The 21,735-nt window shown below is 62.0% G+C and carries 28 protein-coding genes; 26 read left to right on the top strand and 2 right to left on the bottom strand.

What is annotated here, in order from left to right; genetic code table 11:
- Window positions 1-89 precede the first annotated feature (89 nt).
- From BFE01S_RS46320 to BFE01S_RS32255, 9 genes are all read left to right on the top strand, one after another.
- The gene (locus BFE01S_RS46320) at window positions 90-215 is read left to right on the top strand and encodes a hypothetical protein (protein ID WP_259394498.1); all 126 of its coding nucleotides are present in this window, start codon (window positions 90-92) and stop codon (window positions 213-215) included.
- 282 nt (window positions 216-497) lie between these two features.
- On the top strand, window positions 498-833 hold the full coding sequence (locus BFE01S_RS32290) for a hypothetical protein (protein ID WP_042339299.1): 336 nt from the start codon (window positions 498-500) through the stop codon (window positions 831-833).
- A 45-nt stretch (window positions 834-878) separates the two neighbouring features.
- Window positions 879-1,124 (top strand): hypothetical protein, encoded by a 246-nt coding sequence (locus tag BFE01S_RS44780; RefSeq protein ID WP_137959871.1) that lies wholly within the window; start codon window positions 879-881, stop codon window positions 1,122-1,124.
- Window positions 1,117-1,977 carry an N-6 DNA methylase gene (locus BFE01S_RS41065; RefSeq protein ID WP_042339297.1) on the top strand — a complete coding sequence of 287 codons (861 nt, stop codon included), beginning with the start codon at window positions 1,117-1,119 and terminating at the stop codon, window positions 1,975-1,977. The genes BFE01S_RS44780 and BFE01S_RS41065 overlap by 8 nt, the downstream gene beginning before the upstream one ends.
- Before the next feature lie 11 nt (window positions 1,978-1,988).
- Window positions 1,989-2,483, top strand: coding sequence for a stable inheritance protein KleA (kleA, locus tag BFE01S_RS32275; RefSeq protein ID WP_245621252.1), 495 nt, complete (start codon window positions 1,989-1,991; stop codon window positions 2,481-2,483).
- A gap of 15 nt (window positions 2,484-2,498) precedes the next feature.
- On the top strand, window positions 2,499-2,948 hold the full coding sequence (locus tag BFE01S_RS32270; protein ID WP_028229055.1) for a hypothetical protein: 450 nt from the start codon (window positions 2,499-2,501) through the stop codon (window positions 2,946-2,948).
- A 511-nt stretch (window positions 2,949-3,459) separates the two neighbouring features.
- The gene (locus BFE01S_RS32265) at window positions 3,460-3,789 is read left to right on the top strand and encodes a hypothetical protein (RefSeq protein ID WP_137959872.1); all 330 of its coding nucleotides are present in this window, start codon (window positions 3,460-3,462) and stop codon (window positions 3,787-3,789) included.
- Between the two features lie 126 nt (window positions 3,790-3,915).
- On the top strand, window positions 3,916-4,224 hold the full coding sequence (locus BFE01S_RS41060; protein WP_042339294.1) for a hypothetical protein: 309 nt from the start codon (window positions 3,916-3,918) through the stop codon (window positions 4,222-4,224).
- A gap of 4 nt (window positions 4,225-4,228) precedes the next feature.
- Window positions 4,229-4,849 carry a recombinase family protein gene (locus BFE01S_RS32255; RefSeq protein WP_028229053.1) on the top strand — a complete coding sequence of 207 codons (621 nt, stop codon included), beginning with the start codon at window positions 4,229-4,231 and terminating at the stop codon, window positions 4,847-4,849.
- Window positions 4,850-5,427: 578 nt separating this feature from the next.
- On the opposite strand, the gene BFE01S_RS32250 is transcribed toward BFE01S_RS32255, so the two are convergent.
- Both BFE01S_RS32250 and BFE01S_RS41055 read right to left on the bottom strand, forming a co-directional pair.
- A complete protein-coding gene (locus BFE01S_RS32250; protein ID WP_028229052.1) occupies window positions 5,428-5,655 on the bottom strand; it encodes a hypothetical protein in 228 nt (75 codons plus the stop codon).
- A 313-nt stretch (window positions 5,656-5,968) separates the two neighbouring features.
- Window positions 5,969-6,289 (bottom strand): hypothetical protein, encoded by a 321-nt coding sequence (locus BFE01S_RS41055; protein WP_042339292.1) that lies wholly within the window; start codon window positions 6,287-6,289, stop codon window positions 5,969-5,971.
- Between the two features lie 313 nt (window positions 6,290-6,602).
- On the opposite strand from BFE01S_RS41055, the gene BFE01S_RS32240 reads away from it, so the two are divergent.
- The 17 genes from BFE01S_RS32240 to traV all read left to right on the top strand — a co-directional run bounded on the left by BFE01S_RS32240 (window position 6,603) and on the right by traV (window position 21,728).
- Complete coding sequence (locus BFE01S_RS32240; RefSeq protein ID WP_028229051.1) at window positions 6,603-6,989, top strand: hypothetical protein; 387 nt, start codon at window positions 6,603-6,605, stop codon at window positions 6,987-6,989.
- On the top strand, window positions 6,982-9,150 hold the full coding sequence (locus BFE01S_RS41050; protein WP_084170302.1) for a type IV secretion system DNA-binding domain-containing protein: 2,169 nt from the start codon (window positions 6,982-6,984) through the stop codon (window positions 9,148-9,150). Before BFE01S_RS32240 ends, BFE01S_RS41050 begins: the two co-directional genes overlap by 8 nt.
- A gap of 13 nt (window positions 9,151-9,163) precedes the next feature.
- Window positions 9,164-9,613 (top strand): protein-disulfide reductase DsbD N-terminal domain-containing protein, encoded by a 450-nt coding sequence (locus BFE01S_RS32230; RefSeq protein WP_028229050.1) that lies wholly within the window; start codon window positions 9,164-9,166, stop codon window positions 9,611-9,613.
- Between the two features lie 11 nt (window positions 9,614-9,624).
- Window positions 9,625-12,444 carry a MobF family relaxase gene (gene mobF, locus BFE01S_RS32225; protein WP_245621251.1) on the top strand — a complete coding sequence of 940 codons (2,820 nt, stop codon included), beginning with the start codon at window positions 9,625-9,627 and terminating at the stop codon, window positions 12,442-12,444.
- 102 nt (window positions 12,445-12,546) lie between these two features.
- Window positions 12,547-12,753 (top strand): hypothetical protein, encoded by a 207-nt coding sequence (locus BFE01S_RS32220; protein WP_028229048.1) that lies wholly within the window; start codon window positions 12,547-12,549, stop codon window positions 12,751-12,753.
- 187 nt (window positions 12,754-12,940) lie between these two features.
- Window positions 12,941-13,594, top strand: coding sequence for a response regulator (locus BFE01S_RS32215; protein WP_028229047.1), 654 nt, complete (start codon window positions 12,941-12,943; stop codon window positions 13,592-13,594).
- 8 nt (window positions 13,595-13,602) lie between these two features.
- The gene (locus BFE01S_RS44775; RefSeq protein ID WP_156967233.1) at window positions 13,603-13,998 is read left to right on the top strand and encodes a helix-turn-helix domain-containing protein; all 396 of its coding nucleotides are present in this window, start codon (window positions 13,603-13,605) and stop codon (window positions 13,996-13,998) included.
- 2 nt (window positions 13,999-14,000) lie between these two features.
- Window positions 14,001-15,689, top strand: coding sequence for a cache domain-containing sensor histidine kinase (locus BFE01S_RS42140; RefSeq protein ID WP_169742691.1), 1,689 nt, complete (start codon window positions 14,001-14,003; stop codon window positions 15,687-15,689).
- Window positions 15,690-15,989: 300 nt separating this feature from the next.
- Entirely contained in the window at window positions 15,990-16,433 is a 444-nt protein-coding gene (locus BFE01S_RS32200; RefSeq protein ID WP_245621250.1) for a lytic transglycosylase domain-containing protein, read from the top strand.
- A 3-nt stretch (window positions 16,434-16,436) separates the two neighbouring features.
- Entirely contained in the window at window positions 16,437-16,838 is a 402-nt protein-coding gene (locus tag BFE01S_RS32195) for a hypothetical protein (protein WP_156967232.1), read from the top strand.
- 95 nt (window positions 16,839-16,933) lie between these two features.
- Window positions 16,934-17,263: a TrbC/VirB2 family protein gene (locus tag BFE01S_RS32190; protein ID WP_028229043.1), complete on the top strand. Its 330-nt coding sequence runs from the start codon at window positions 16,934-16,936 to the stop codon at window positions 17,261-17,263.
- Window positions 17,264-17,278: 15 nt separating this feature from the next.
- Window positions 17,279-17,566, top strand: a complete 288-nt coding sequence (traL, locus tag BFE01S_RS32185; RefSeq protein ID WP_028229042.1) for a type IV conjugative transfer system protein TraL — start codon at window positions 17,279-17,281, stop codon at window positions 17,564-17,566.
- 6 nt (window positions 17,567-17,572) lie between these two features.
- Entirely contained in the window at window positions 17,573-18,169 is a 597-nt protein-coding gene (locus BFE01S_RS32180; RefSeq protein ID WP_028229041.1) for a type IV conjugative transfer system protein TraE, read from the top strand.
- A complete protein-coding gene (locus BFE01S_RS32175) occupies window positions 18,102-18,848 on the top strand; it encodes a type-F conjugative transfer system secretin TraK (RefSeq protein ID WP_028229040.1) in 747 nt (248 codons plus the stop codon). The genes BFE01S_RS32180 and BFE01S_RS32175 overlap by 68 nt, the downstream gene beginning before the upstream one ends.
- On the top strand, window positions 18,841-20,160 hold the full coding sequence (locus tag BFE01S_RS32170; RefSeq protein WP_028229039.1) for a TrbI/VirB10 family protein: 1,320 nt from the start codon (window positions 18,841-18,843) through the stop codon (window positions 20,158-20,160). The genes BFE01S_RS32175 and BFE01S_RS32170 overlap by 8 nt, the downstream gene beginning before the upstream one ends.
- Window positions 20,150-20,947 carry a DsbC family protein gene (locus BFE01S_RS32165; RefSeq protein ID WP_028229038.1) on the top strand — a complete coding sequence of 266 codons (798 nt, stop codon included), beginning with the start codon at window positions 20,150-20,152 and terminating at the stop codon, window positions 20,945-20,947. Before BFE01S_RS32170 ends, BFE01S_RS32165 begins: the two co-directional genes overlap by 11 nt.
- Before the next feature lie 130 nt (window positions 20,948-21,077).
- Window positions 21,078-21,728, top strand: coding sequence for a type IV conjugative transfer system lipoprotein TraV (traV, locus tag BFE01S_RS41040; protein WP_042339286.1), 651 nt, complete (start codon window positions 21,078-21,080; stop codon window positions 21,726-21,728).
- Window positions 21,729-21,735 lie beyond the last annotated feature (7 nt).

Here is a 21,735-nt window from a genome sequence, read left to right as displayed (position 1 = left end):
TAAAAAGGGTTGTCTTTCTTCGTCAAAGGGTTGACGGTCAACCCTTTGACGGGTAGAATGTCTCTCATGGTTGATAAGGAGATATGACCATGACCCAGCAAGTTTTCGAGGCATTGGCGGACTGGATTTCTGAAGGTGTCGCAGTCGATTTTGAGGCCCTGGGCTTCGACATCGAGGTGATTACCGTCGATCCCCCCGCCGACCTGGCTAACTGATTCGGACGGGTGACGGTGAGCAGACCATACCCGACCGAGAAACCAGACCATCAACAACCCGCAGGAGATAAGCCAATGGCAACCGCGACCAAACCCCAGCCGCAGAACCGCGAAATCGTTTTGAACGGCTCGCGCCTGTTCGAGCGCTGGGACGGCAAGACGTGGATTTGCTACCGCGTGACGAAACCCTAAACCCAGCAAACCCCCAGCGCTGGGGGTGACGGTGAGCAGACCAGACCCCCGGCGCAGTTTCCAGACCATCGACCTTTAGGAGTGATCCAGATGCAACCAACCACCGCAACCCCGACCGAAACCGCCCGCCCGGCCGCCCTCGTGCCCACCGGCTCGCCCCTGTTCTCCCTGGGCCAGCTCTGCGCCACGCCCGGCGCGCTGGAGGTGCTGGAGCAGAACGGCCAGCAGCCTATCCACTTTGTCGCCCGCCACGTTGCCGGCGACTGGTCGGAAATGGACGCCGAAGACCAGCAGACCAACCGGGAGGCGCTGGAGTGCGGCGCGCGCGTGCTCTCGTCCTACACGACGAAGAACGGGCAAAAGCTCTGGATCATCACCGAGGCCGACCGCAGCGTGACCACCCTGCTGCTGCCTTCCGAGTATTGAGCAACGACGCCGGGGCCACCGCCCCGGCCTGACAGCGGGGTGAGCATGACAACCAAGACCATCGGCCTGTACCTGACCAGATCAGGCAAAGAGGCCATCCGCCTGAAGGAATACCCCTTGCGCGACGGCCGCAAGGGCTATTCCTGGATCGGTGAATACGGGGCAGGCAGCGGCGAACCGCTGGCCGCCTACCTCGCCATGATCGAGCAATTCAAGAAGACCAAGCGCGGGATGCAAACGGTGATCGACGCCCACGCGCACCAGGAAGAAGGGGAGCCCAGCCGTGGCTAAGAAGCACATCCGTTACACCAACGACCACCAGGCCGAGCTGGGCAAGCTGCTGCGCGAGCTGGGCTATCGGCACGGCCTCTGGCAAGTCTTCCGCGACTTTGTGGCCATGTGCGCCATTGCGATCAGCAACGCCGTAGACAAGCGCCAGTTTGCCGCGCGCGAGGCTGAATATATGAAGATCGTCGGCCGCTATACCAAGGAAGAAGCCGACATGATGGCCCGAGGCTTGGCCCATGTCACTTTCGGCCTTGAAGCTGGCATGTGTGATTTTCTCGGCTCCCTGTTCATGAATCTGGAGCTGGGCGACTCTTGGAAAGGCCAGTTTTTCACGCCCTACGAGGTCAGCTATTTGATGGCCGCGATCAACATGGGCGACCGCGCGCCCGTGGAAATCGAGAAAAAGGGCTTTATCACCCTCTGCGATCCATGCGTAGGCGGTGGCGCAATGGTTATTGCGGCCGCCCATGCCTTGCAGGACGCGAAAATCAACTATCAGCAGCACATGCACGCCGTCGCCGTCGATATTGACATCGTGGCGGTGCAAATGGCCTATGTGCAGTTGTCGCTGCTGCATATCCCGGCTGTCGTCTATCACGGCAATTCGCTGAGCGTTGAAACATGGTCAACGTGGCGCACGCCCGCCCATGTCCTGGGCTTTTGGGATGTGAAGCTGCGCCGCGCCGGTGACGCCGCCACCCTGACCGTGCCCGCCGCCCAGTCTCGCGCCGAGGAAGCGGCCGACGACGCCGAGGCCGAGGCGGAAGCCATGCCCACCGCCGCCGCCCTGGCTCCCTCGCCCGTTCCCGCCCTGGCCGCAGACATCAACCTGCGCGGCCAGCTCGCCCTGTTCTGAAAGGTTCGCCCGTGACCACCGCCACCACTACCACCAAGCCCGCCGCCCGCTTCCTGCCCTGGGTGGACATGCTCGCCGAGGTCGGCTCGCCGATCATCAAGCAGCGCGACCAGGCGGCCGCGCTGCTGGCCGAAGCCGACGCCCTGGAGCGCCAGGCCGACGAGCTGCGCCGCGCGGCTGTCGCCGCCCGCGCTCCGCTGCTGGAGCGCGTCATGAAGAACTGGAGCCTGGCCGAGCTGGAGCAGGCCGCCAACCGCGCCGAGTCCATCACCCACCCGGTGCCGCTGCACTGCATCGAGGACGCCGAGCTGCGCAACGCCATTCGCGCCCTGGAGGGCACGCAAGGCCCGCTCGACGTGCTGCGCCTGTTCAATCAGAAGGTGATCCGCCAGCACAACCTGCTGAGCACGGCCACCGAGGACGAGCGCCGCGCCACCCTGGCCCGCGCGCTCAACTGGTGGAATTTCGCCGTGGTGCCCATGCTTGAGCGCATGGGCACGGAATAGGGGAGGGCGGCCGCCGTGAGCATCGAGCAAGAGGCCGCCGAGCTGGTGGCCGCCGTCGATCCGGCCGCTGTCGCGGCCGTGCTCGCCGACTTCCCCCCAGCCGAGGACATCACCATCCGGGAGCACTGGCAGGAACTCGACCCGACCCTGACCAAGAAGGCCCCGCGTGACCTGGCGGCCCGCGAGTCCTTCCTGTTGGCCAAGGTCGCCAGCTACGAGGCGTCCCGCCTCGCCAGCATCGCCCGGTACAACGACCTGCGCGACCGGGGCCTGGCGGCCCTGTCGCCCTACGACATCTGCATTTCCAGCGGCAATGACCCCTTGGGCGCGCTGCGCTGCGCCCTTCGGCTGAAGGACGCCCATATCTCCTATGACCTGTCGATCCTTGTCCGCTTGCACCTGGAGCTGGACGAGGTGAGGGCGCTGCGTGCGGGCTCCATGTCCCCCCAGCTCGCCCTGTTCTGACGCGCGGCCGCCTGTCGGCGGTGCGGCCTGCGGCCGGTGCCAGCCTTCGGCTGGCCGTGGTGCCGGGCTTGCGCCCGCTCCAACAGCCAGCAGGCCGCCGCGCTGCGCGCGCCGACCTGCCACCCACCCGCACCACCTGGCTGCTTTCCGGCTGACCCTTGCGCCTGGCCAGCTTTCACTGCTGGGCGAATCTGGCCGCTGCGCGACCAGACCGGGCTGCTCCGGGTTCGCGCCTTCGCGCTCATCCCCGCTTCGCGGGGACTGCTGCGCAGCCCTGCACATCCCTTTCGCTTGCGCCGTCCCGGCGCTGGCCTGCGGCCTGGCCAGACCTTTCGCGCGCGAAAGGTGGAGAGGTCGAAAAGTCACGTTTCCGCCCTGGACGGGCGAAAACGTGGTACTTTTAACGACCGTTTTAGCTACCGTGAAACCCGGTAGCGAAACAATCCTTAAAATTCACCCGGAACCCGGTAGAAATAGCCCGCGCCGGGGAAACATCTACCGAAAGGCCCGAATGCTGATGCCCCATTCAACCCCCGACGCGAATAGAGCCGTTTTGAGCGGTTTTCCTGAGAAGTTGAGGCCTACCCTCCAACTCATCGAAAAAAACCCGTCTGGCGAGGTCGCCGTCGCCCTCGTCCAGTACGTCGCTTCCTTCGTTCACCCGGACATGGTGTGCAACCTGGCGATGATGGAAAGCCTGCCCGTGCCGGCGAAACAGGCCGCGCTCGAATTCTTCGAGCACTGCCTGTCGGTCGGCCTGACCATCGAGCAGCAAGGCGACCTGCTGCGCTTCATCCAGCCGTACATCGTGGCCACCCTGGGCGGCCAACGGCCGCACTGACCAGGCTTCACCCGGTCGATGCGCCGTGAACCCGATCCGCTGTCTTCGCGCTCGCCTGCCGGCTCGCGCTGAAGACCCTGAAACCACATCCGGGCTCTTGGTCGGCTTCGCCTCCAATTCGCCCAGGTGCTCGCGCTGCGCCGCTTCGCGCCGCACGCACTTCGCCGCACTGCTGGCCAGCGCCGCGATCTGAACGAGAAAGGCAAACCCATGAACACAGACGCCCCTCAATCCTTCGTGGCGAACCACTCGAATGCCATGCTCGCCTTCGGCATCGTGCTGGTCGGATTCCTTGCCGGACTGATTCTCGGCCGCGCAGTCGCGCGCCTCATCAAATCGCCCGCTGTCGGCGGCTTCGCCAGCCGACTCTGCATCATCATCGGCACGCTGGCTTCGCTTCCGCTCGCCTACCACTTCGCCATCAAGGCGGGCTGACTGCGTGCCCGCATACTTTGCCTACCTGCGCGTCTCGCGTGACTCCCAGGACGTGGCGAATCAGCGCCTGTGGCTGCTCGATTACGCCAACGCCAAGGGCTACACGCCCTTGACGATGGTGGAGGAAACCGCCAGCCGCAGCATTCCCTGGCGCGAGCGCCTGATCGGGAAGCTGCTGCTAGAGCGCACCCAGCCGGGCGACTTCATCCTTACGTCTGAATTCACCCGGCTGGGTGGATCACCTGGCCAGGTTTTCTCCATTCTTGAGAGTGCCGCCGCACGCGGCGTCACCCTCATCATTACGAAAACGCAGACCGTGATGGACGGCAGCTTGAATGCGCAGATTCAAGCCGCCGCCTTCTCGATGGCTTCCATGATCGAGGTGGAATTCACTCGTGCTCGCACTCGTGAAGGCCTGGAGCGCGCTCGCCTCGCTGGCCGCATCGGCGGCCGGCGCAAAGGCAGCACCGGCCGCCTCAAACTCGACCCGCAGCGTGAACGTGTCGGCGAGCTGTACCAGCTCGGCCTCTCCATTCCAAAGCTGGCCCGTCACTTCGACGTGACGGAGAAAACCATGCGCAAGTTCCTTGCGCGCCACTTCCCCAAGAACGGCTCTGCGAGCTGACGGCTGCGCCGTCACCACGCCCGCCGTTCTTCCCCTTGTCGCTTCGCCTGCGGCTCGCTCCGATGCCGTGAAGTTGGCGGAAGGCTGCGCCTCCCGCCAACCCTCCGGCACCGTCCAAGTGGCCGATTTCTCCCGGCCTGCCGATACGTCCGCTACCCGCGCTTTTCGCATGACCTGGGTTCACCGAGTCTTCGCAACCCTGGGCGTGCCCCCTGCGGGGTCGGGCTGTCGTGAATCGAGCCCCGCTGCGCGTGTCTCGACCCTGCGGGCTTCCATCCCTCACGCCTCCGCGCCCTGGCGGGCGCTGCGCGCTCCGCTTGCCGGCCTGGCTCGACTTTCGCGCGCGAAAGCCAAACCAGGCGCAGGGCAGGGCGGCCACGGAAACCGGCTCTGCCGCTTTCCGCGCCCACCACGGCCCTGGGCGATCTTGCTGGCGTCTGCGGTGGCAGACTGGCCGCTCGCCAAAAGACAAGGCCGCCCGTTCCGCCGCACTGTCGTGCGGCTTCACTGACGGCCCATCTCACGCAACTCGCCGCCTGTCGGCCCTCTGCGGCTGTTGCAATTCTGGCCCGCTGATCCTACAGCGTGCCCCACTCACGTTCGTGAGTGTCTGACTTGATCCGGTGAAGGATGCTTTCGCACCCTTCACCGGATGCTGCGTAAAACGCGCAGTCCAACCCATACGGGTTGGTCAACCAGATGTCGGCACCATCGAGATTGACGGCCCAGCCGTCAATCTCTGCTCGACCATCACTACGCAGCTTTTCCAGCAGCTTCGTGTTCGTCCAGTTTTCCACTTCTGCCATGACTCCCTCCACCTGGGCGAATCTGGCCGCTGCGCGACCAGACCGGGCTGCTCCGGGTTCGCGCCTTCGCGCTCATCCCCGCTTCGCGGGGACTGCTGCGCAGCCCTGCACATCCCTTTCGCTTGCGCCGTCCCGGCGCTGGGCCGTCTCTCCCTCAACCACCGCGTTTCCCACAAGCTCCACAGGCCCTCGCGCTTGATCCGGTTTCCCACAAGAAGTCTCTTGTGGAAAACTGGGCGCGACCCCCTCCCTTTGGGATATTTTGGGTATCCCCGGTCGGGGGCAAAGGGGCCTGTGGATTTGTGGAAAACGCTCACTGGCCACTCGCCGCCGGTTCGCCCTGGCCGTCCGTTTTCTGACTTGTCGCCCCAGCCTCCGGCTGCGGCGATGAATCGACCAGCAACGCCGCCTTGATCGCCGGCATTGCCAGCTTCCACTGCTCCGCTGGAACTGCGTCCAGCTTCTCAGCGCGGATCAGCTCAAGCACGGCTTTCGTGTTCCGCTCCTGCTCCTTCCGCTTCTGCTCTCGCTGTCGTTCCTCCAGCTTCCGCAGCTTGTCGCGCTGGGCTGCAATTTCTTCTCCCAGCGTCCGCGCCTTGCGTCCGCCCTTTGGTGCCGATTTCGCATCACTCACGTTCTTCTCCTTCTCGGTTCGGTTTCGTCAATCCTGCTCAACCCCTCGGGGCTTCCTGCGCCCCTGGGTTGGCCCCATTTTACCAAATGGGCTCGGATGGCCGCTACCTGCGTCTAGTCAGATGACGCCACCAGTCTTGAGGGTTCGCGGGGGAGCCCCGCACCCCCTCAAGACTGGTCACACACCACGCAACTATCGTTGCACGGCCAAAAAACCCGCTATGGCGGCCTTTTTGGCTGTTAAACACCTAAACCAATAGCGTTAAACACCTAACTGTCTTACAATGGCTAAACCATTGCCAGGACAAGAGAAAATGCCGAAAAAGCCAGCGAACGGAGAAGACGGCTCAAAGTTCATCGGGCTACGCCTCGATAGGGATACTGCGGCCTATTACAGCAAGCGTGCGAAAGAGCGAGGAACCACACTTTCCGAATTTTTGCGCACCATGATCGTTCAGGGCATGATCGCCGAAACGGCCCTCGACGTGGAGCAGCGCATGAGGGTCATGCTCGCCGAAATGCAGATTCAGACAGGCGGCGGTGGATCGGCCAAGCTGCCTGAAAATGCGCTTATGTCGATCTACACGTCAGAGCAGCTACTGACGAAGATTGTGGAGGCGCGCAACCCGCAAGACCTCTACGACGCACAGGACAGAGCGAAGGCAAAGATCAAGCGCGAGAAAGGTGAAGCAAATGGCTAAACGGGCAGAGAAGGGCACGATGGGGAGCTTCTCCAGAGGTGCCGAGTTGTGGATGCACCAAGCACGCTTGTTCGGCGTGGCGGTGCTGACAGTCGTGGTGATTTCCTTCCTGATCGGTCTGGTGACTGGTGGCGTCTACTTCTACAAGGCGGCCACGCCGGTAGAGCGGTACGCACTGGAACGAAACTGGATCGGACAGGCGCGCGATGCGCTGGGCATGAACTTGGCAAAGATGGAGCTGTACGTCAACGGCAGCAAGTCGATGCTTGACGTGAAAGAGGTGATCGCGCTCACCGAGGACGATGCCACCGAAGCGCGGCGGAAGATGAGGAACGGCACGCTGATCGGTGGATTGGTAGGCATCGGATGTTTGCTCCTGCTGAGCATGTTCTGGTGGCACTACGGGCGTGGCAAGATGACCGATGAACGCCTGCGCGGTGCATCGCTGGTGAACGGCGAAGACCTCAAAACGCTGGTGAACGCCCGCGAGGATGCAAGCCCGTATGTGATCGCCGATGTGCCGATGCGCGCCAAGTCTGAGAACCTGCATACGCTGATTGCCGGCGCGCAGGGCACGGGTAAGTCTCAGCAGTTTTTCGCGCTCATGAAGCAGGTACGTGCGCGCGGGAAGCGGGCGATTGTCTATGACCCGTCGGGCGAGTTCACCCAGGCGTTTTTCCGTCCAGGCAAGGACATCCTCATGAACCCACTGGATGCCCGCAGTCCGAACTGGAACATCTGGAACGAGATCGAGAAGGACTACCACTTTGACAATATGGCCAACGGCCTGATTCCTGATCCGGCCGAGGCTGACCCGTTTTGGGCGAAGGCGGGCCGGATGGTGTTGAAGGACGTTTACAAAGTTCTCGGGCGTGAAGGCCGACGAACGAACCGCGACCTCTACAACTCAATCGCCAAGAGCAACCTCGAAGCGATGCACGCGCTTTTGGCTGGTGAAGCGGGTGCGAGCTACGTTGACCCGGTGACGGAACGAACCGGGATGTCGCTCAAGATGACAGTGCAGAACCAGCTTGAGGCATTCCGGTTTTTGCATGACGAGGGTGAGCCGTTCTCGATCCGAAAGTGGATCAAAGAGGAATCTGACTCGTGGATGTTCATCACGGCGCGCGAGGAATTGCGCGAGGCACTGGCACCTGTGCTGTCCCTGTGGGTGGACACTGTTATCAAGGCGGTGCTGTCTCTCGATCCTGTCCACCGCGAACGGCTTTGGCTGTTTGTGGACGAGCTACCGACACTCCAAAAGCTCGACATCTTGAAGCTGGCCCTGACCAATACCCGGAAGTACGGGCTGTGCTGTGTGCTGGGTGTGCAGGACTTCTCCCAGGTCTATGAAATCTACGGCCACGACCTGGCCAAGACCATCATTTCCGGTTGCCAGACTAAGCTGCTGCTGCGCGTGACGGACGGCGCGGCGGCCAAGCTCATGTCGGAGTTGATGGGGCAGGCCGAGGTGGACGAGAAGGACGAAACGCTCAGCTATGGCATCAGCTCGTCGCGCGATGGCGTGAGCGTTTTTGCGAAGCGCAACCTGCGGGAAATCGTGCTGACTTCCGAAATTCTGACCTTGCCAGATATGCACGGCTATCTGGTGATTCCCGGCGATTACCCGATTGCCCGCGTGGCCTATGAGTACACGCCGACGCCGAAGATCGCCGAAGGCTTCGTGGAGCGTGGCGGCCTGGGAATCAGCTTCCAGCCCAATACACCGGCCGCACCGGATATGCTGGATGACGATGATGATGCGCCGGCTGCGCCTGCGGCCGGGGCGGTCAAGAAGACCGAAGGCGACCGCGTAGTGATCGACGCGGATACCGGAGAAGTGGTCGGCACACGCGAAGAACTTTCGCGCGCGAAACCGCGCAGCGAGGACGAATCTGACCTCGAAGCGCTCGCCGAGGCGCTGGCCGGGAAGGAGGACATTTCCAAGGATCGCACCTACACCTTCAAGGTGCCGCCCAAGGGCTTCCCGTCGCGGATGTTCCACGATGCGGGGATGGAGATTCCGGGCTTTATCCACGTCCCGGCTGGCAAGACGCTGATGCAATCCATCGAGGCGTTGACGATGAAGAAGCCGGCGAAGGCGGCGGCCGCTGCCGCCAAGCCAGCGCCGAAAAAGTCCGATCCCTACGCTGACATTTGACGAGGTGGACGCCATGAACAAGCAAAGACGAGTGATCCTAGCTGGCCTGGCGGCGTTGCCCATTTCGCGGTTGGCGAGCGCTCAAGAGGTGTCCCTGTTGCCCGCCGAGCAGGCGTTTCTGATCGGCGCGCGGCAGGAAGGGCCTGGTCGGATCGCGCTGGATTTCAGGATTGCGCCGGGCTACATCCTCTACAGGGATCGCTTCGCTTTCGCGTCTGACGCGCCGCTGGTCAAACTGGTGAATCCGCGCTTCCCTGCGCCGGCAGAGAAGTTCGACAAGGTGCTGGAAAAGCAGGTCGCCTACTACGAGGGGAGGCTGACGGTTGGGCTGGACGTGATCGGCCAGCCGCAGCCGTTCCGCCTGAAGGTTCAGGTGCAGGGCTGCGCCGTGGAGGCCGGGGTGTGCTATCCACCGTACACCAAAGAGTTCCAGGTTCCGGCGCTCAGCAAGAAGGGGGGGTGACGATGATTAGCATGAACAACGTGGGCAGCGCTGGCCAGGCGCTGCACTACTTCAGCAAGGACAACTACTACACCCAGGACGAAGGGCTGGAGAAGTCGGAGTGGTTCGGCCAGGGTGCGGCCGCGCTGGGGCTTTCCGGGCAGATCGAGCGCCAGGACTTCTTTGAAATCCTGAATGGCAAGGTCGATGGCCAGGAGCTGGGCAAGTTCGTGGTGAACGAGGAAACCGGCGAGCGCGAGCGGGAGCACCGGCCCGGCACAGACATGACTTTCAGCGCACCCAAGAGCGTTTCGCTGCTGGCCGAGGTCGCCGGCAACCGGGAGGTGCGGGAAGCCCATGAGGCCGCGGTCAAGAAGGCGCTGACCTACATCGAGTCCGAGCTGGCCTACACACGGCAGATGAAGGACGGCGAGCTAGAGTCAGTGAAGACCGGTAACCTGGTGGTGGCCATGTTCCGGCACAACACGTCACGCGAGCTTGACCCGCAGACCCACACCCACGCCGTCATCATGAACGCCACCAAGCGCGAGGACGGCGAATGGCGCAGCCTGACCAACGACGAGATTTGGAAGGCGCAGCGGGTGGTCGGGGCCATCTACACCGGCGAGCTGGCCAGCAAGCTCCAGGAGCTGGGCTACGAACTGCGCCGTACCGACGAGAAGGGCAACTTCGAGGTGGTCGGCGTCACGCGCGAGCAGATCGAGCACTACAGCCAGCGGCGGGCGGACATTGAGGCCTCGCTGAAGTCGCGGGGCGTGGACATGGACAGCGCCACTGCCCAGGACAAGGAAGACGCCACGCTGATGACCCGCGCCAAGAAGGTGGACGTGGATCACGACGCGCTGATTGCCGACTGGAAGGGCAGGGCGCAGACCATCGGGCTCAATCTGGCCGAAATCCAGGCCAAGGCCGAGGCCGCGCGCGAGCAGGGTGGGATCATGCGCGAGGACAAGCTGACCGGCCGTCAGGCGATGGAGTTCGCGGCCGCGCACCTGATCGAGCGCGAAGCGGTGGTGTCCAAGGAAGACCTGATGAAGACGGCGCTGGAACACGGCGTGGGCCGGGTGTCGCCCACGGATGTGCAAAAGGCCTTCGACAAGCTGGAGGCCGAGGGCCACCTGGTCAAGCTCCCGGACGGCAACTACACGACCGCCAAGATGCTGGGCAGCGAGCGATGGGCGCTCGACCAGGTGCAGGCGCAGAAGGGCGTCATGCCGGCGATCATGGCCGCCGAGCACGTCTCGGATCGGCTGGGCAAGGCCGAGGACAAGCAGGGCTTCAAGTACACCGATGGGCAAAAGGAAGCCATCACCACGGTGCTAACCACGGAAGACCGCTACGTGGCCGTGCAGGGCCTGGCCGGTACTGGCAAGACCACGATGCTGCGCTCGCTCAAGGAAATGGCCCAGGAGCAGGGCTACACCGTGCGCGGCATGGCCCCGACCGGCGCGGCCAGCAAGGTGCTGGCCAGGGAAACAGGCATCGCCACTGATACCGTCTCGATGTTCCAGATCAAGGAGCGGCAGCTTCAGAAGGACATCGAGTTTGCCAAGCAGTTCGCCCCGGACTTCCAGCGCAAGCCGGAAATGTGGATCGTGGACGAAAGCTCGTTCCTGTCGCAGCGCCAGAAAGCCCAGCTCGATCATATGGCGGCCAAGGCAGGGGCCAAGGTGGTCTACCTGGGCGACACGCTGCAACTGCAAGGCGTGGAGGCCGGCAAGCCGTTCGAGCTGGCACAGAAGCAGGGCGGCATCGAGACGGCCTACATGACCGAAATCAGCCGCCAGAAGACGCCCGACCTGAAGGCGGCGGTGGACATCATCACCGGCCGGGATCAGCTCACCGATGGCGGCAGGCTCACGGCCGTGGAGTTGAAGAACAACGCGCGGGCCTTCGAGCACATGGACAAGACTGGCATGGTGAAGGAGGTCACGAACGGCGGGCTGATCGACGCGGCCGTGAAGGATGTACTGGCCATGAGCGCAGCAGAGCGCGAGCGCACCATCGTCATCACCGCGTACAACAAGGATCGGCACGAAATCAATGCCGGCGTGCGTGACGGCCTGAAGCAGACGGGCGAGGTGTCGCGCATCGAGCAGAACAAGGAAATCTTCATCAGCAAGGGCTGGACGCGCGCCGTCACCAAGGAAGCGCAGTATTACAACGCCGGGGACGTGGTGCGCTTCGGCCGAGACTACAAGCAGATCGACGCCGCCAAGGGCGAGTACGCCAGGGTGGTGTCAACCGACGCGACGCGCGGGGTTGTGTTGCTCCAGAAGGAAAACGGCCAGACCATCGCCTGGGAGCCCAAGAAGAACAACAACGTGGAGGTCTACGACGCCGAGCGCCGCGACATCGCCAAGGGCGACATCATCCGCATGACGCGCAACGAAGGCGAGTTCAAGAACGGCGAAGTGGCGCGCGTGGCGGCCATCGACGGCGACAAGGTGAAGCTGGAGCTGAAGCAGGGCGAGGCGATCAGCTACCACGATGTTGACCTGGCCAAGAGCAAGCATTGGGACTACGCCTATGCCAGCACCGTCCACGCTTCCCAGGGTGCGACCCAGCACCGGGCGATGTTCGTGATCCGCGCGCCCGAGGACGAGAACGAGAAGAAGCAGGCCCGGCAACTGGAAGCGATGGCCAAGGTGTTTGGCAACCGCAGCTTCTACGTGGGATCGACGCGCGCGAGCCACGAGCTGAGCATCTACACGAACGACAAGGCGGTGGCGGCCAAGGCCGTCAGTGCCCAGCAGGACAAGACCAGTGCGGTGGAGACGCTGCACCGGGCTGAGCAGGCGCGTGACAAGACTGTGGGCGTGGATAGGTGAAGTCGGTAGGATGACACTTTCGCGCGCGAAAGTGGCGTGCCATTGCCTTTTCCTGGAAACCTAACCTACTTATCGAAGAACAAGTGTGAGCAGAAAAGACCTATGACCATGAAGACCGACGAAGCCCAAGCGGGCAAGCCGAAGCGTACCCCCGCCAAGCAGAAGCCGCAAGAAAAACGCTCCCTGAGCGTCCGACTCGTCGAGCCGCTGCACGCAAGAGTGATTGCGCATTGCGAGAGCATCGGTATGCCAGCGAGTAGCTACATCATATCCCTGATCGAAGCAGACCTTCGCAAGCAGGGCAAGTAACGGGTAGCTGGTGACACCCCGCGTAAAGGGGTGCAAGGGGAGGCTTTTTCGTCACAAACGCCAAGGTCGCCAGGTGGCGTGGTAAATGTCTACATGCTAGAATAAAAAAGTGCCTGTCGATGGCAATCGCATTGCCTGCGACAAGAGGTCTTCCATATTGTGACGCCCAGACCACCCGGAGACTGGATTGAATACCGAATTGCAAGCCCCTGTAACAGTCCTGCTCGCGGATGACCACCCCATCGTGCGAGCGGGCTTCGCCACATCCCTTCCCTCGTTCGGCATCAAGGTGCTCGGAGAGGTCGGATGCGCAGCGGACGTGATCGAGCGCTTCAATGAGCTGAAGCCAGAAGTGCTGGTGCTCGACATTCGTTTCGGAGAGGCCTTAACAGGCCTCGATGTTGCCGCCGAGTTGCTGAAGAAAGTCCCGGCCGCAAAAGTCGTCTTTCTGAGCCAGTTTAGTCAGGATTCGATCATCAAACGCTGCTACCAGATCGGCGGCAAGGCTTTTCTCACCAAGGATTGCCAACTCGACGACCTGGCCACTGCGATCAAGCAAGCCAAGGCCGGACAACTCTATTACGTCCCTAAGTTTGCGGAGCGCTTGGCTACGCTGTCAGTGCTGGGCGATCAATCGCCGGAGACGGTCTTGCAAGAGCGAGAAATGCAGATTTTCAAGCTCATGGCCCAAGGGCTGACCATCGTTGAAATTGCCGAGGCGCTTAATTTGTCGGTGAAGACGATCAGCAATACCAGCCAGAACATCAAGGAAAAACTGGACATTCATCGCCCGGCCGAAATTACGCGGCTGGCAATCCGGCATGGTTTGATCGAGGCGTAGGCGGACAAATGCACAAGGCCGAGAATACGTCACTCGATAAGGACGCTATCCGAAAGAGGTGGCCAAATGGTTTTTGGGGATGGCTGCGCTACTTCACGGATCATGTCATCTACAGATACAAGCGCCCCGTTGATTGGGGTGCGGCTATGGCTATCGAAGAAGGCTTCTTGCATGGAACCATCGTCTGCGAGGACGGTGGGTTCGCGGTTATCCATGATGATGAATATGACGTTTTTAAAGCGCTTGGCAAAGGGCGCGATCTGAGTCAATTGCGCGAAGATCTGAATCTTTCCGACCCTGAACTGAATAAGCATGTCCGTACTCTGCTGGATAAATTGGGTGCCCATGACATCCAGGAGTTGAAGGGCATTGCAACACGCCATGTAATGAGATGCCGAACATAACTATGTCATTTCGACAGAAAACCATCTTTCTATCCAAGTACAAGGCAGGCGTTCTACTTGGCACAATCTGGACGGCCACCATTGCGGTGGCCGTGTTGCTTCTGTATTTGGGTACGGATGCCGTCAATCATGCGCAGGTGCGTCTGAAAGACCAAGCAGAAGCCTATGCGCACCTCATTGCCGCGCACGACCGGTTTGGCTTTACGCTGGCTGATGTGATCCTCAAGGATTTGCAGGACTACGTCACGACTGATGACCTGAATGGTCCATTGACGCCGCAGCGCAAGCAGCAACTATTCACCTACCTTTCTCAGCATAGAACTAGGTTGCCTGGCATTGCCTCCTTTACGCTGATAGGTGCTGACGGGATTCGCCGAGTCGGCGTGGTTGGGCAGGATGGCACTAACCTGTCTGATCGTGGCTACTTCATTGAACTGCGCAATGGCAAGGACTTCTATATAAGCGGCGTTCAAGATGGCAGGGCAAGCGGCAAGCCTGGCATTCATGTCGCGCGCCGCTTCAATAGGCCAGACGGCAGTTTTGCGGGTGTTGTCGTCATGAATCTCGCGGCGCAAGACGTGTTCTTCTCGTTCTATAAGTCGATCAACTTCGGGCCGAACACGACGACAAGTTTGCGCGACGCAGAACGCATCCTACTCCGCTTTCCTGCGGACATCCGAAATCCAGAGATTGCTACTCGCAGGCTTCGTGGTGACGCAATAGGTCAAGTCATACAGGCGGGCCAGGATCAAGGTTTCGTCATAGGGATTGATCCAATGGATGGCTTGGAAAAGCTCACCGCCTTTGAGCGACTGGAGGGGTCGCTTATGTACGCGACAGTCTCCCTCCCGACCGAGGCCGCTATGAGCGGGCCAAAAATCGTGGCGTTTGCTTCTTACATTGCGGCGCTCGCCTTATTGTTCGGGGCCTACGGCGTCACATCCGCTATTCAGAAGGCGGGGAAACTGGCGAGAGCGCGTGACGAGGCGGTTAAAGCTGCGCAAGAAAGGCAGCGTTTGATTCGCAGGCTCAATACTGTTGTTGAAGACGAGCGAAAGGCCATTTCAATCGAGATTCACGATGTCCTCAACGCGATCTTGATTGGCATCAGGCTGGACTCGCAGGCCATTCTGAGCAGCATGACCCAGGCGCAGCACACTCCGCTAATGGACGAGGTTGTCGAGCGAGCCAAATCCATCGCTGCGCACGCTAACGACCTCTACGCTGCCTGTCGTGCAATCGTGACCCGGCTACGGCCGGAAGTGTTGGACGTGCTTGGCTTGGACGAGGCCATCGAGGAAATGGTAAAGACCTACAACGCTACGCACCCAGCCTGCACCTTCACCTTCCACTTCGACGGCAGCACGGCCGGAGTAGACCCCAACATCGGTATCGCGGCCTACCGGATCGTGCAGGAGGCATTGAGCAACGTTGTGAAGCATGCGAACGCGCATCACGCCGATGTTTCCCTCAAGGTGCTGGACGACGAGCTGCGCCTAGCCATCGAAGATGACGGGCGTGGATTCTCCGAGCAACAAGACGCAGCAGCGGGCTTCGGCCTCGTCGGCATGCGGGAACGGGCTGATGCCTTCGGCGGCAGTCTGGAGATCCACTCGGCCCGGAACGATGGGGGCAGCCGCATCGTTGCTCGCATCCCTCTCAAGCCACAGCAGACGGGCGTGACCAACTAAGGCCGTCAGCTTTCGCGCGCGAAAGCTCAGCGCGCCATCAACCCTCCAGGGCTGGATCACCACATCGGTGATCCAGCCCTTTTCATTTTGCACAGCCCGGCAGCGCGGCCATGACCAAGCGGAAAACGACACTTTTCGACCACCGAGTAAAGGGGGTGTGACAGGCACTCAGAATTGCTATAAACTAGCAATGTCAAATGCAAGCGTATAGACTAACAGATTCCAACACGCTGAACCAAAGACATGCTAGTTATCAAACTTTTCCGTTGCCTGATTGGGGTAGTTTCCCTGACTCCTCTGATGGCCAGCGCTTCCTGCTGGGAGGAGGCGGGCGCGAGCTATGGAATCGAGCCGGCGTTGCTGAAGGCAATCGCTTGGAAGGAGTCGCGCGGCCACCCCAACGCCATCGGCCCGGTCGATCCTAAGACGGGGCATCGCGCCTATGGGCTGATGCAAATCTATTCCGTGCACCTGCCGCTGCTGGCCAAGTACGGCATCACCAAAGAGCAGCTTTTCGACGCCTGCACGAGCCAGAAGGTAGGCGCTTGGGTTCTCGCCGACTGCATCCAGCGGTTCGGAAGCACATGGAAGGCGGTCGGCTGCTACTACACCGGCCCGGCCTCCAACAACACCGCCGCTCAAGCCTGGTACGTCCGCGACGTGCAGGCCTTCTACGCGGGCTACAAGCGCCAAGAGCAAGAGCAGGGCGCGCAACCTCAGAACGTCGCACTGAAAGGGGACTGACCAATGGCCAGACGCGCCAAACAACACCTATCGCTCGCGGCCTTGCTGGCTCTGAGCCTCAATGCCTTCGCGGATGACGCCACCAAGCTGCCGCCGCCGCCAACGAACGCCTCCCTAGGTACGCCTAACCCCGTCTCGCACGTGTCGGGCGTCGTTCAGTTCGGGATGCCTGGCGACCACAAGTACGTCTTCTGCAACACCAACGAGTGCCCCGACAGGAGCCTCAAGCACATGGCCGAGCCACCGCCGCCGCCGCCGCTGGTGATGCCCGCTCCCGTGGTGGAGCCGCCTGTGATCGAGGAACGCGAGGAAGCCCCGCCGCCGAAGCCCAAGGTCAAGCACCACAAGAAACACAAGCCGGCGAAGAAGCCGGTGAAGCGACTCGATTGCCCCGCCACCAAGTGACGGCGCTCAACAAATTGCGCGTCCCCGCCTTCACGCGCAGTCCCGCAGATGCGGGTTGGAAAGAAGGCACTTACCGGTAATGGAGATTGACTGAAATGAATCAAATGCACCTCGCTTCCATGAAGGTCGAAGCCCAGCAATGGGTCAAGGCTCTCATGTTCGTGGGCCTGATCTTGGCCCTGATGATGTTGGCTACGCACGCCTACGCCAGTGACGGCGCGGAGTTCCAGGCGGCCAGCGACAAGTTCGAGTCCTGGGTGAAGGGCAACCTGGGCAAGCTGGCTGCCTTCATCGCCCTGGCTGTCGGTGCCGTGGTCGCGGCTGTCAAGAAAGACTGGTCGTGGTTTTTCGGCGCGGTCGTCCTGTCCATCGGCATGGGCATCCTGATCGGGATCGTCAACGCCAGCTTCACGGCAACGATCTAAGGAGGGCGGGCAGCCATGTCACAAGACCTCTCTCACTACATCCCGCGCAGGCTAGACGACAAGGGCAAGTTTCTCTTTTGGGAGCTGGATGTTGCAGCGGTGGCCCTGCTCGGGATGCTCGTGGGTGTGGCCACTGAGTACCGAGTCCTCGGGCTCATTGCAGGGATTGCGATGGCCTATGGCTACAACAAGCTCAAGGCCGGTCAGCACCCCGGCATGGCTGCCCATCTGCTCTATTGGTTCACGGGTATGCCTGAACCCAAGGAGCTGCCCAAGTCCCACATCCGAGAACTGAATGGGTAAATGCCTATGTCACCAGATAACGCAATCAACGAACGGGACTCACTCAAGGGGCAGGTGCGATTTCTCCGCAGCGTCGTGATCGGCCTGATCGGCCTGAACGTCGCACTCCTTGGGCTTGAGGCCTACACCCTCATGACGGCCAAAGAAATCGTCGTGCCGCCTGAAGTTCGGCGGCCCTACGAAATCGGCTCGAACTACGCCAACTCCGACTACCTGTTGGACATGGCGGGATACGTGCTCGACAAGGTGAAGACGGTCACGCCGGAGACGGTTGACTACAACAACAAGGTCATTTTGAAGATGGCCCACCCGGATGGGTACGGCGCACTCAAGACCATGCTCGACGCCGCCGCGCTGCGGGTCAAGCAAGACCGTGTGACCACGGTTTGGATTCCGAGGAACGAGAAGGTCAACGAGCGAGCAATGACGGTGGAAGTGTCGGGTCAGCTCAAGACCTTCATCACCGACAAGCTGACCTCCCAGCTCGACAAGGCCTATCTCGTTCAATTTTCCGTAACCACTTCGGGGCGTCTCTATGTACTCAAAGTCGAAGAAGTCGTTAAGCGCGATTCCGCTGCTAAGCCTGCTGCTGCTCAGCCTTGATGCCTCCGCAACCCAGGTTGTAGACGGCTGCTACGCAACGCATCAGCAGGTCAACATTTCTGCCCGCGAGCAGAACCGCCTGGCCATCGACGGCCGGCGCATCGGCACGGTGGTGCCCTCTCAGAAGGGCGTCATCAGCTACGTCAAGGACGAACAAGCCGGGGCGCTGTACTTCACGCTGGCCAGCGACACGCCCAACTCGGGCACCGTGACGCTGTTCGTCAGTGACGAACAGAACCCGGCCGCGACCTGCAAGCTGATCCTGGTTCCCCGTCCCATTGCGGGCGAGGAAATCATCATCAAGCCGCCTGCCGAGAGCCGCACCTCCGCAGCAGGGCGTAAGGGCGGCGACGGCCGCGCGCTGGCCTACCAACGCCACGCGAAGGACATGATCCTTCAGATGGCGGACGAAGAAAGCCGCGACCTCGAACCCATCCCCGTCAACCAAGAAATCCCGCTCTGGAAAGAGGCGCGACTGGTGATGCTTTCCAAGTACCTGGACGGCGACCTGGTTGGCGAGAAGTACCGCCTCACCAACGTGTCCGACACGGACATGCTGCTGATGGAGCAGGAGCTGTACCGCAAGGGCGTGGTGGCCGTGGTGATCGAGAACCACACGCTGCCGTCGAAGGGACAGACGCTGATCTTCATCGTGCGCGGGAGGAAGGACAATGAGTGACCCGAACGCACAAGTGAAGAAGCGTCAGCTCATGCTGATCGGCGGCACCGTCACGGTGATCCTGCTGCTTGGCGCGGGCGGCATGTTCTTCTTCGACAACGGCCCCGCCGTCCGCACCGAGAAGCCCAAGACCGTGGCCATCACGGCACCGGGCACGGTGGACGACAAGGATGCCTGGCGGGCTCAGGAAGCGGCCAAGGCGCAAGCCAACGCTGACAAGCTGAACGACCTGACCCAAGCGCTGAAGAAGCAGCAGGAAGACCAGCAGAAGCTCAAGGACGAGCTGGAGAAGGCCCGAAAGGACGCGGCCAACCCACCGAGCGGCAACAAGTCGGCTGACGCCGCCACCCTCAACCAGAAGCTGCCTACTGGCTCCGTGCTGCCGCCTCCGACCGCCAAGACCGGCATGAGCGCTGCAACGCCGCTGAATTCGCCGCTGGGCCAGCCGCTGGCAGAGGCACCGAAGCGCGAGCTGGAGCTGATCCAGTTCAACAACTCCAGCGCGGGCGGCAAAGACGGCTCCACTGGCGGCACCAAGAGCGAGCTGCTGGGTTTTCCAGTCGCAGACGCTGCCAAGAAGTACGGCCAGTCGGGCAAGGAGAACGTCAAGAACAGCATCGAGTTCATCCCCGCTGGCAGCTTCGTGCGCGTGGCCATGTTGAACGGCGCGGACGCCCCGACTGGAGGCCAGGCGCAGAGCAACCCGCTGCCCATCGCGCTACATGTCCTGGACACCGCCAACCTGGCCAACAAGTACAAGCTCGACATCCGCGACTGCCGTTTCGTGGCCGCTGCCTGGGGCGACCTGAGCAGCGAGCGGATGATGGGTCGCACCGACACCCTGACCTGCATCATCGGCGGCGAAACCGTCGAAATGCAGGTGAAGGGCCAGATCATCGGTGAAGACGGCAAGGCCGGCGTGCGCGGCCGCCTGGTGACGAAGCAGGGGCAGGTGCTGGCCAACGCGCTGCTGGCCGGTATCGCCAGCGGTATCGGCAAGGCCTTCCAGCAATCGGCCACCACCACGAGCACGAGCGCCCTGGGCGCAACTTCCACGATCCAACCGGGCGATGTCGGCCGGGCCGCCATCGGTTCCGGTGTGGGCAACGCCGGCACGGCACTGGAGCAGTACTACCTGAAGGCTGCGGACAAGCTGTTTCCGGTCATCGAGACAGACGGCGGCCGCACTGTGGAAGTGCTCATTACCAAGGGTGCGGTCTACAACGGCCGCGCAGCCAACATCGGCAACAACTATCGCGGCCTGTTGAAGCGCAACGGGTCTAACTCAAGGGGCTACGACGATGAAGATTAAGAACCTCCTGGCTGTGGCCGCCTTGGCTGCACTCTCCAACCTGGCCAGCGCTGCCGGCGACGACGCGGCGACCCAAGCGGCCACTGGCGTGGCGCAAGGTGTGGGCGCTGGTGCGGCCCAAGCCGCGACGAAAGACGTTGCCCTGCAAGCAGTGGCAGCGAAGTTCCGGGCCATGTACCCCAACACGACTTTCACGGACATCCGCGCCTCCGGCATTGATGGCCTGTACGAGCTGGTGATGGGCCAGAACGTGGCCTACACCGACGCCAGCGGCCGCTATTTCGTCTTCGGCCACCTGTTCGACATGAAAGAACAGGTTGACCTCACCGCCCAGCGTCAGCAGGAGCAGCAAGCTGCGCGCCGCGTGGAGTATCCGAAGGGCCTGCTGGGCAACGCCATCAAGACGGTCAAGGGCGACGGAAGCCGCCAGCTCGCGGTGTTCGCCGACCCCAACTGCGGCTACTGCAAGAAGCTGGAGCAGGAGCTGACGAAGGTGGACAACGTGACCATCTACACCTTCCTGTATCCCGTGCTGGGCGAGGACAGCAAGACGCTGGCCATCGCTACCTGGTGCGCGGCCGACCGCTCGAAGGCCTGGAGCGACTGGATGCTGAACCAGAAGCGCCCGGCGCTGGTTTCGTGCGTCACGCCGATCAATGACAACACCGTCCTCGGCTCCCGCCTGGGTGTCACCGGCACGCCCACGCTGATCGCCGCTGACGGTCGCATCCTGCCCGGCGCGGCACCGGCCGACAAGATCAACGAATGGCTGGGAGGTGCGAAATGAAACGCACAGCACTTGGCCTTTGTATGGTCGCTCTCGTCGTTCTTAGCGGCTGCGCAACAAACCGCGCGTCGCAGTGTGACTGCTGCAAAGTCAGCCAGCAACCCTACTCGACCTATCCGGGGGCATCCCAATGAAAGCACTGACCCTTACTGCGGCCGCTGCCATTGCCGCGAGCCTGGCCGGTTGCGGCAGCATGTCCGGCTACGACGCCAACACCCAATTCGCCTGCAAGGCCCCTCCGGGCGTGCTGTGCGAATCCATGTCAGGCATCTACGCAAACGCCGAACAGAAAAACCTGCCGGGCCAGCGCGTCAACATGGCCAAGGCTGAGCAAGCCGCCGAAGTTTCGCGCGCGAAAGATGCCTCGACCGAGAGCGTGCTGAGCAAGCCGATCTACAGCGGCACGCCGATCCGCAGCGCGCCGCGCGTGCTGCGCGTGTGGTTCGCGCCCTGGGAAGACAGCGACGGCGATCTGCATGACCAGGATTACGTCTACATGCAGGTCGATACCGGCCGCTGGCTGATCGAGCACAACCGCCGCCGCGTCATGGATGCCTACCGTCCCGTGCGTGCGCCGTCCGTGAAGACCACTGCGCCCAATGCCCAGGTGCAAGGCACGTCGAACGTGCAAACCGGCGCAGCGCAGGGCCAAGAGGCCATCGGCGTGGTGCAAGGCCGTCCCGGCGAGCAAGACGCTGCCGGCCTGCTGGGTGGCATCCAGATGCCCGGTCAACTCGGCCAGCCTGGCGGCCAGCCGCCTAGTGACCTGCCGCCGCAGTGATTCCAGG

The sequence above is a fragment of the Paraburkholderia ferrariae NBRC 106233 genome, assembly GCF_000685035.1.
Classification (GTDB): Bacteria; Pseudomonadota; Gammaproteobacteria; order Burkholderiales; family Burkholderiaceae; genus Paraburkholderia; species Paraburkholderia ferrariae.
Note: the sequence above shows the minus strand (reverse complement) of the source record. Positions and strands in the feature narration are given on the sequence as shown.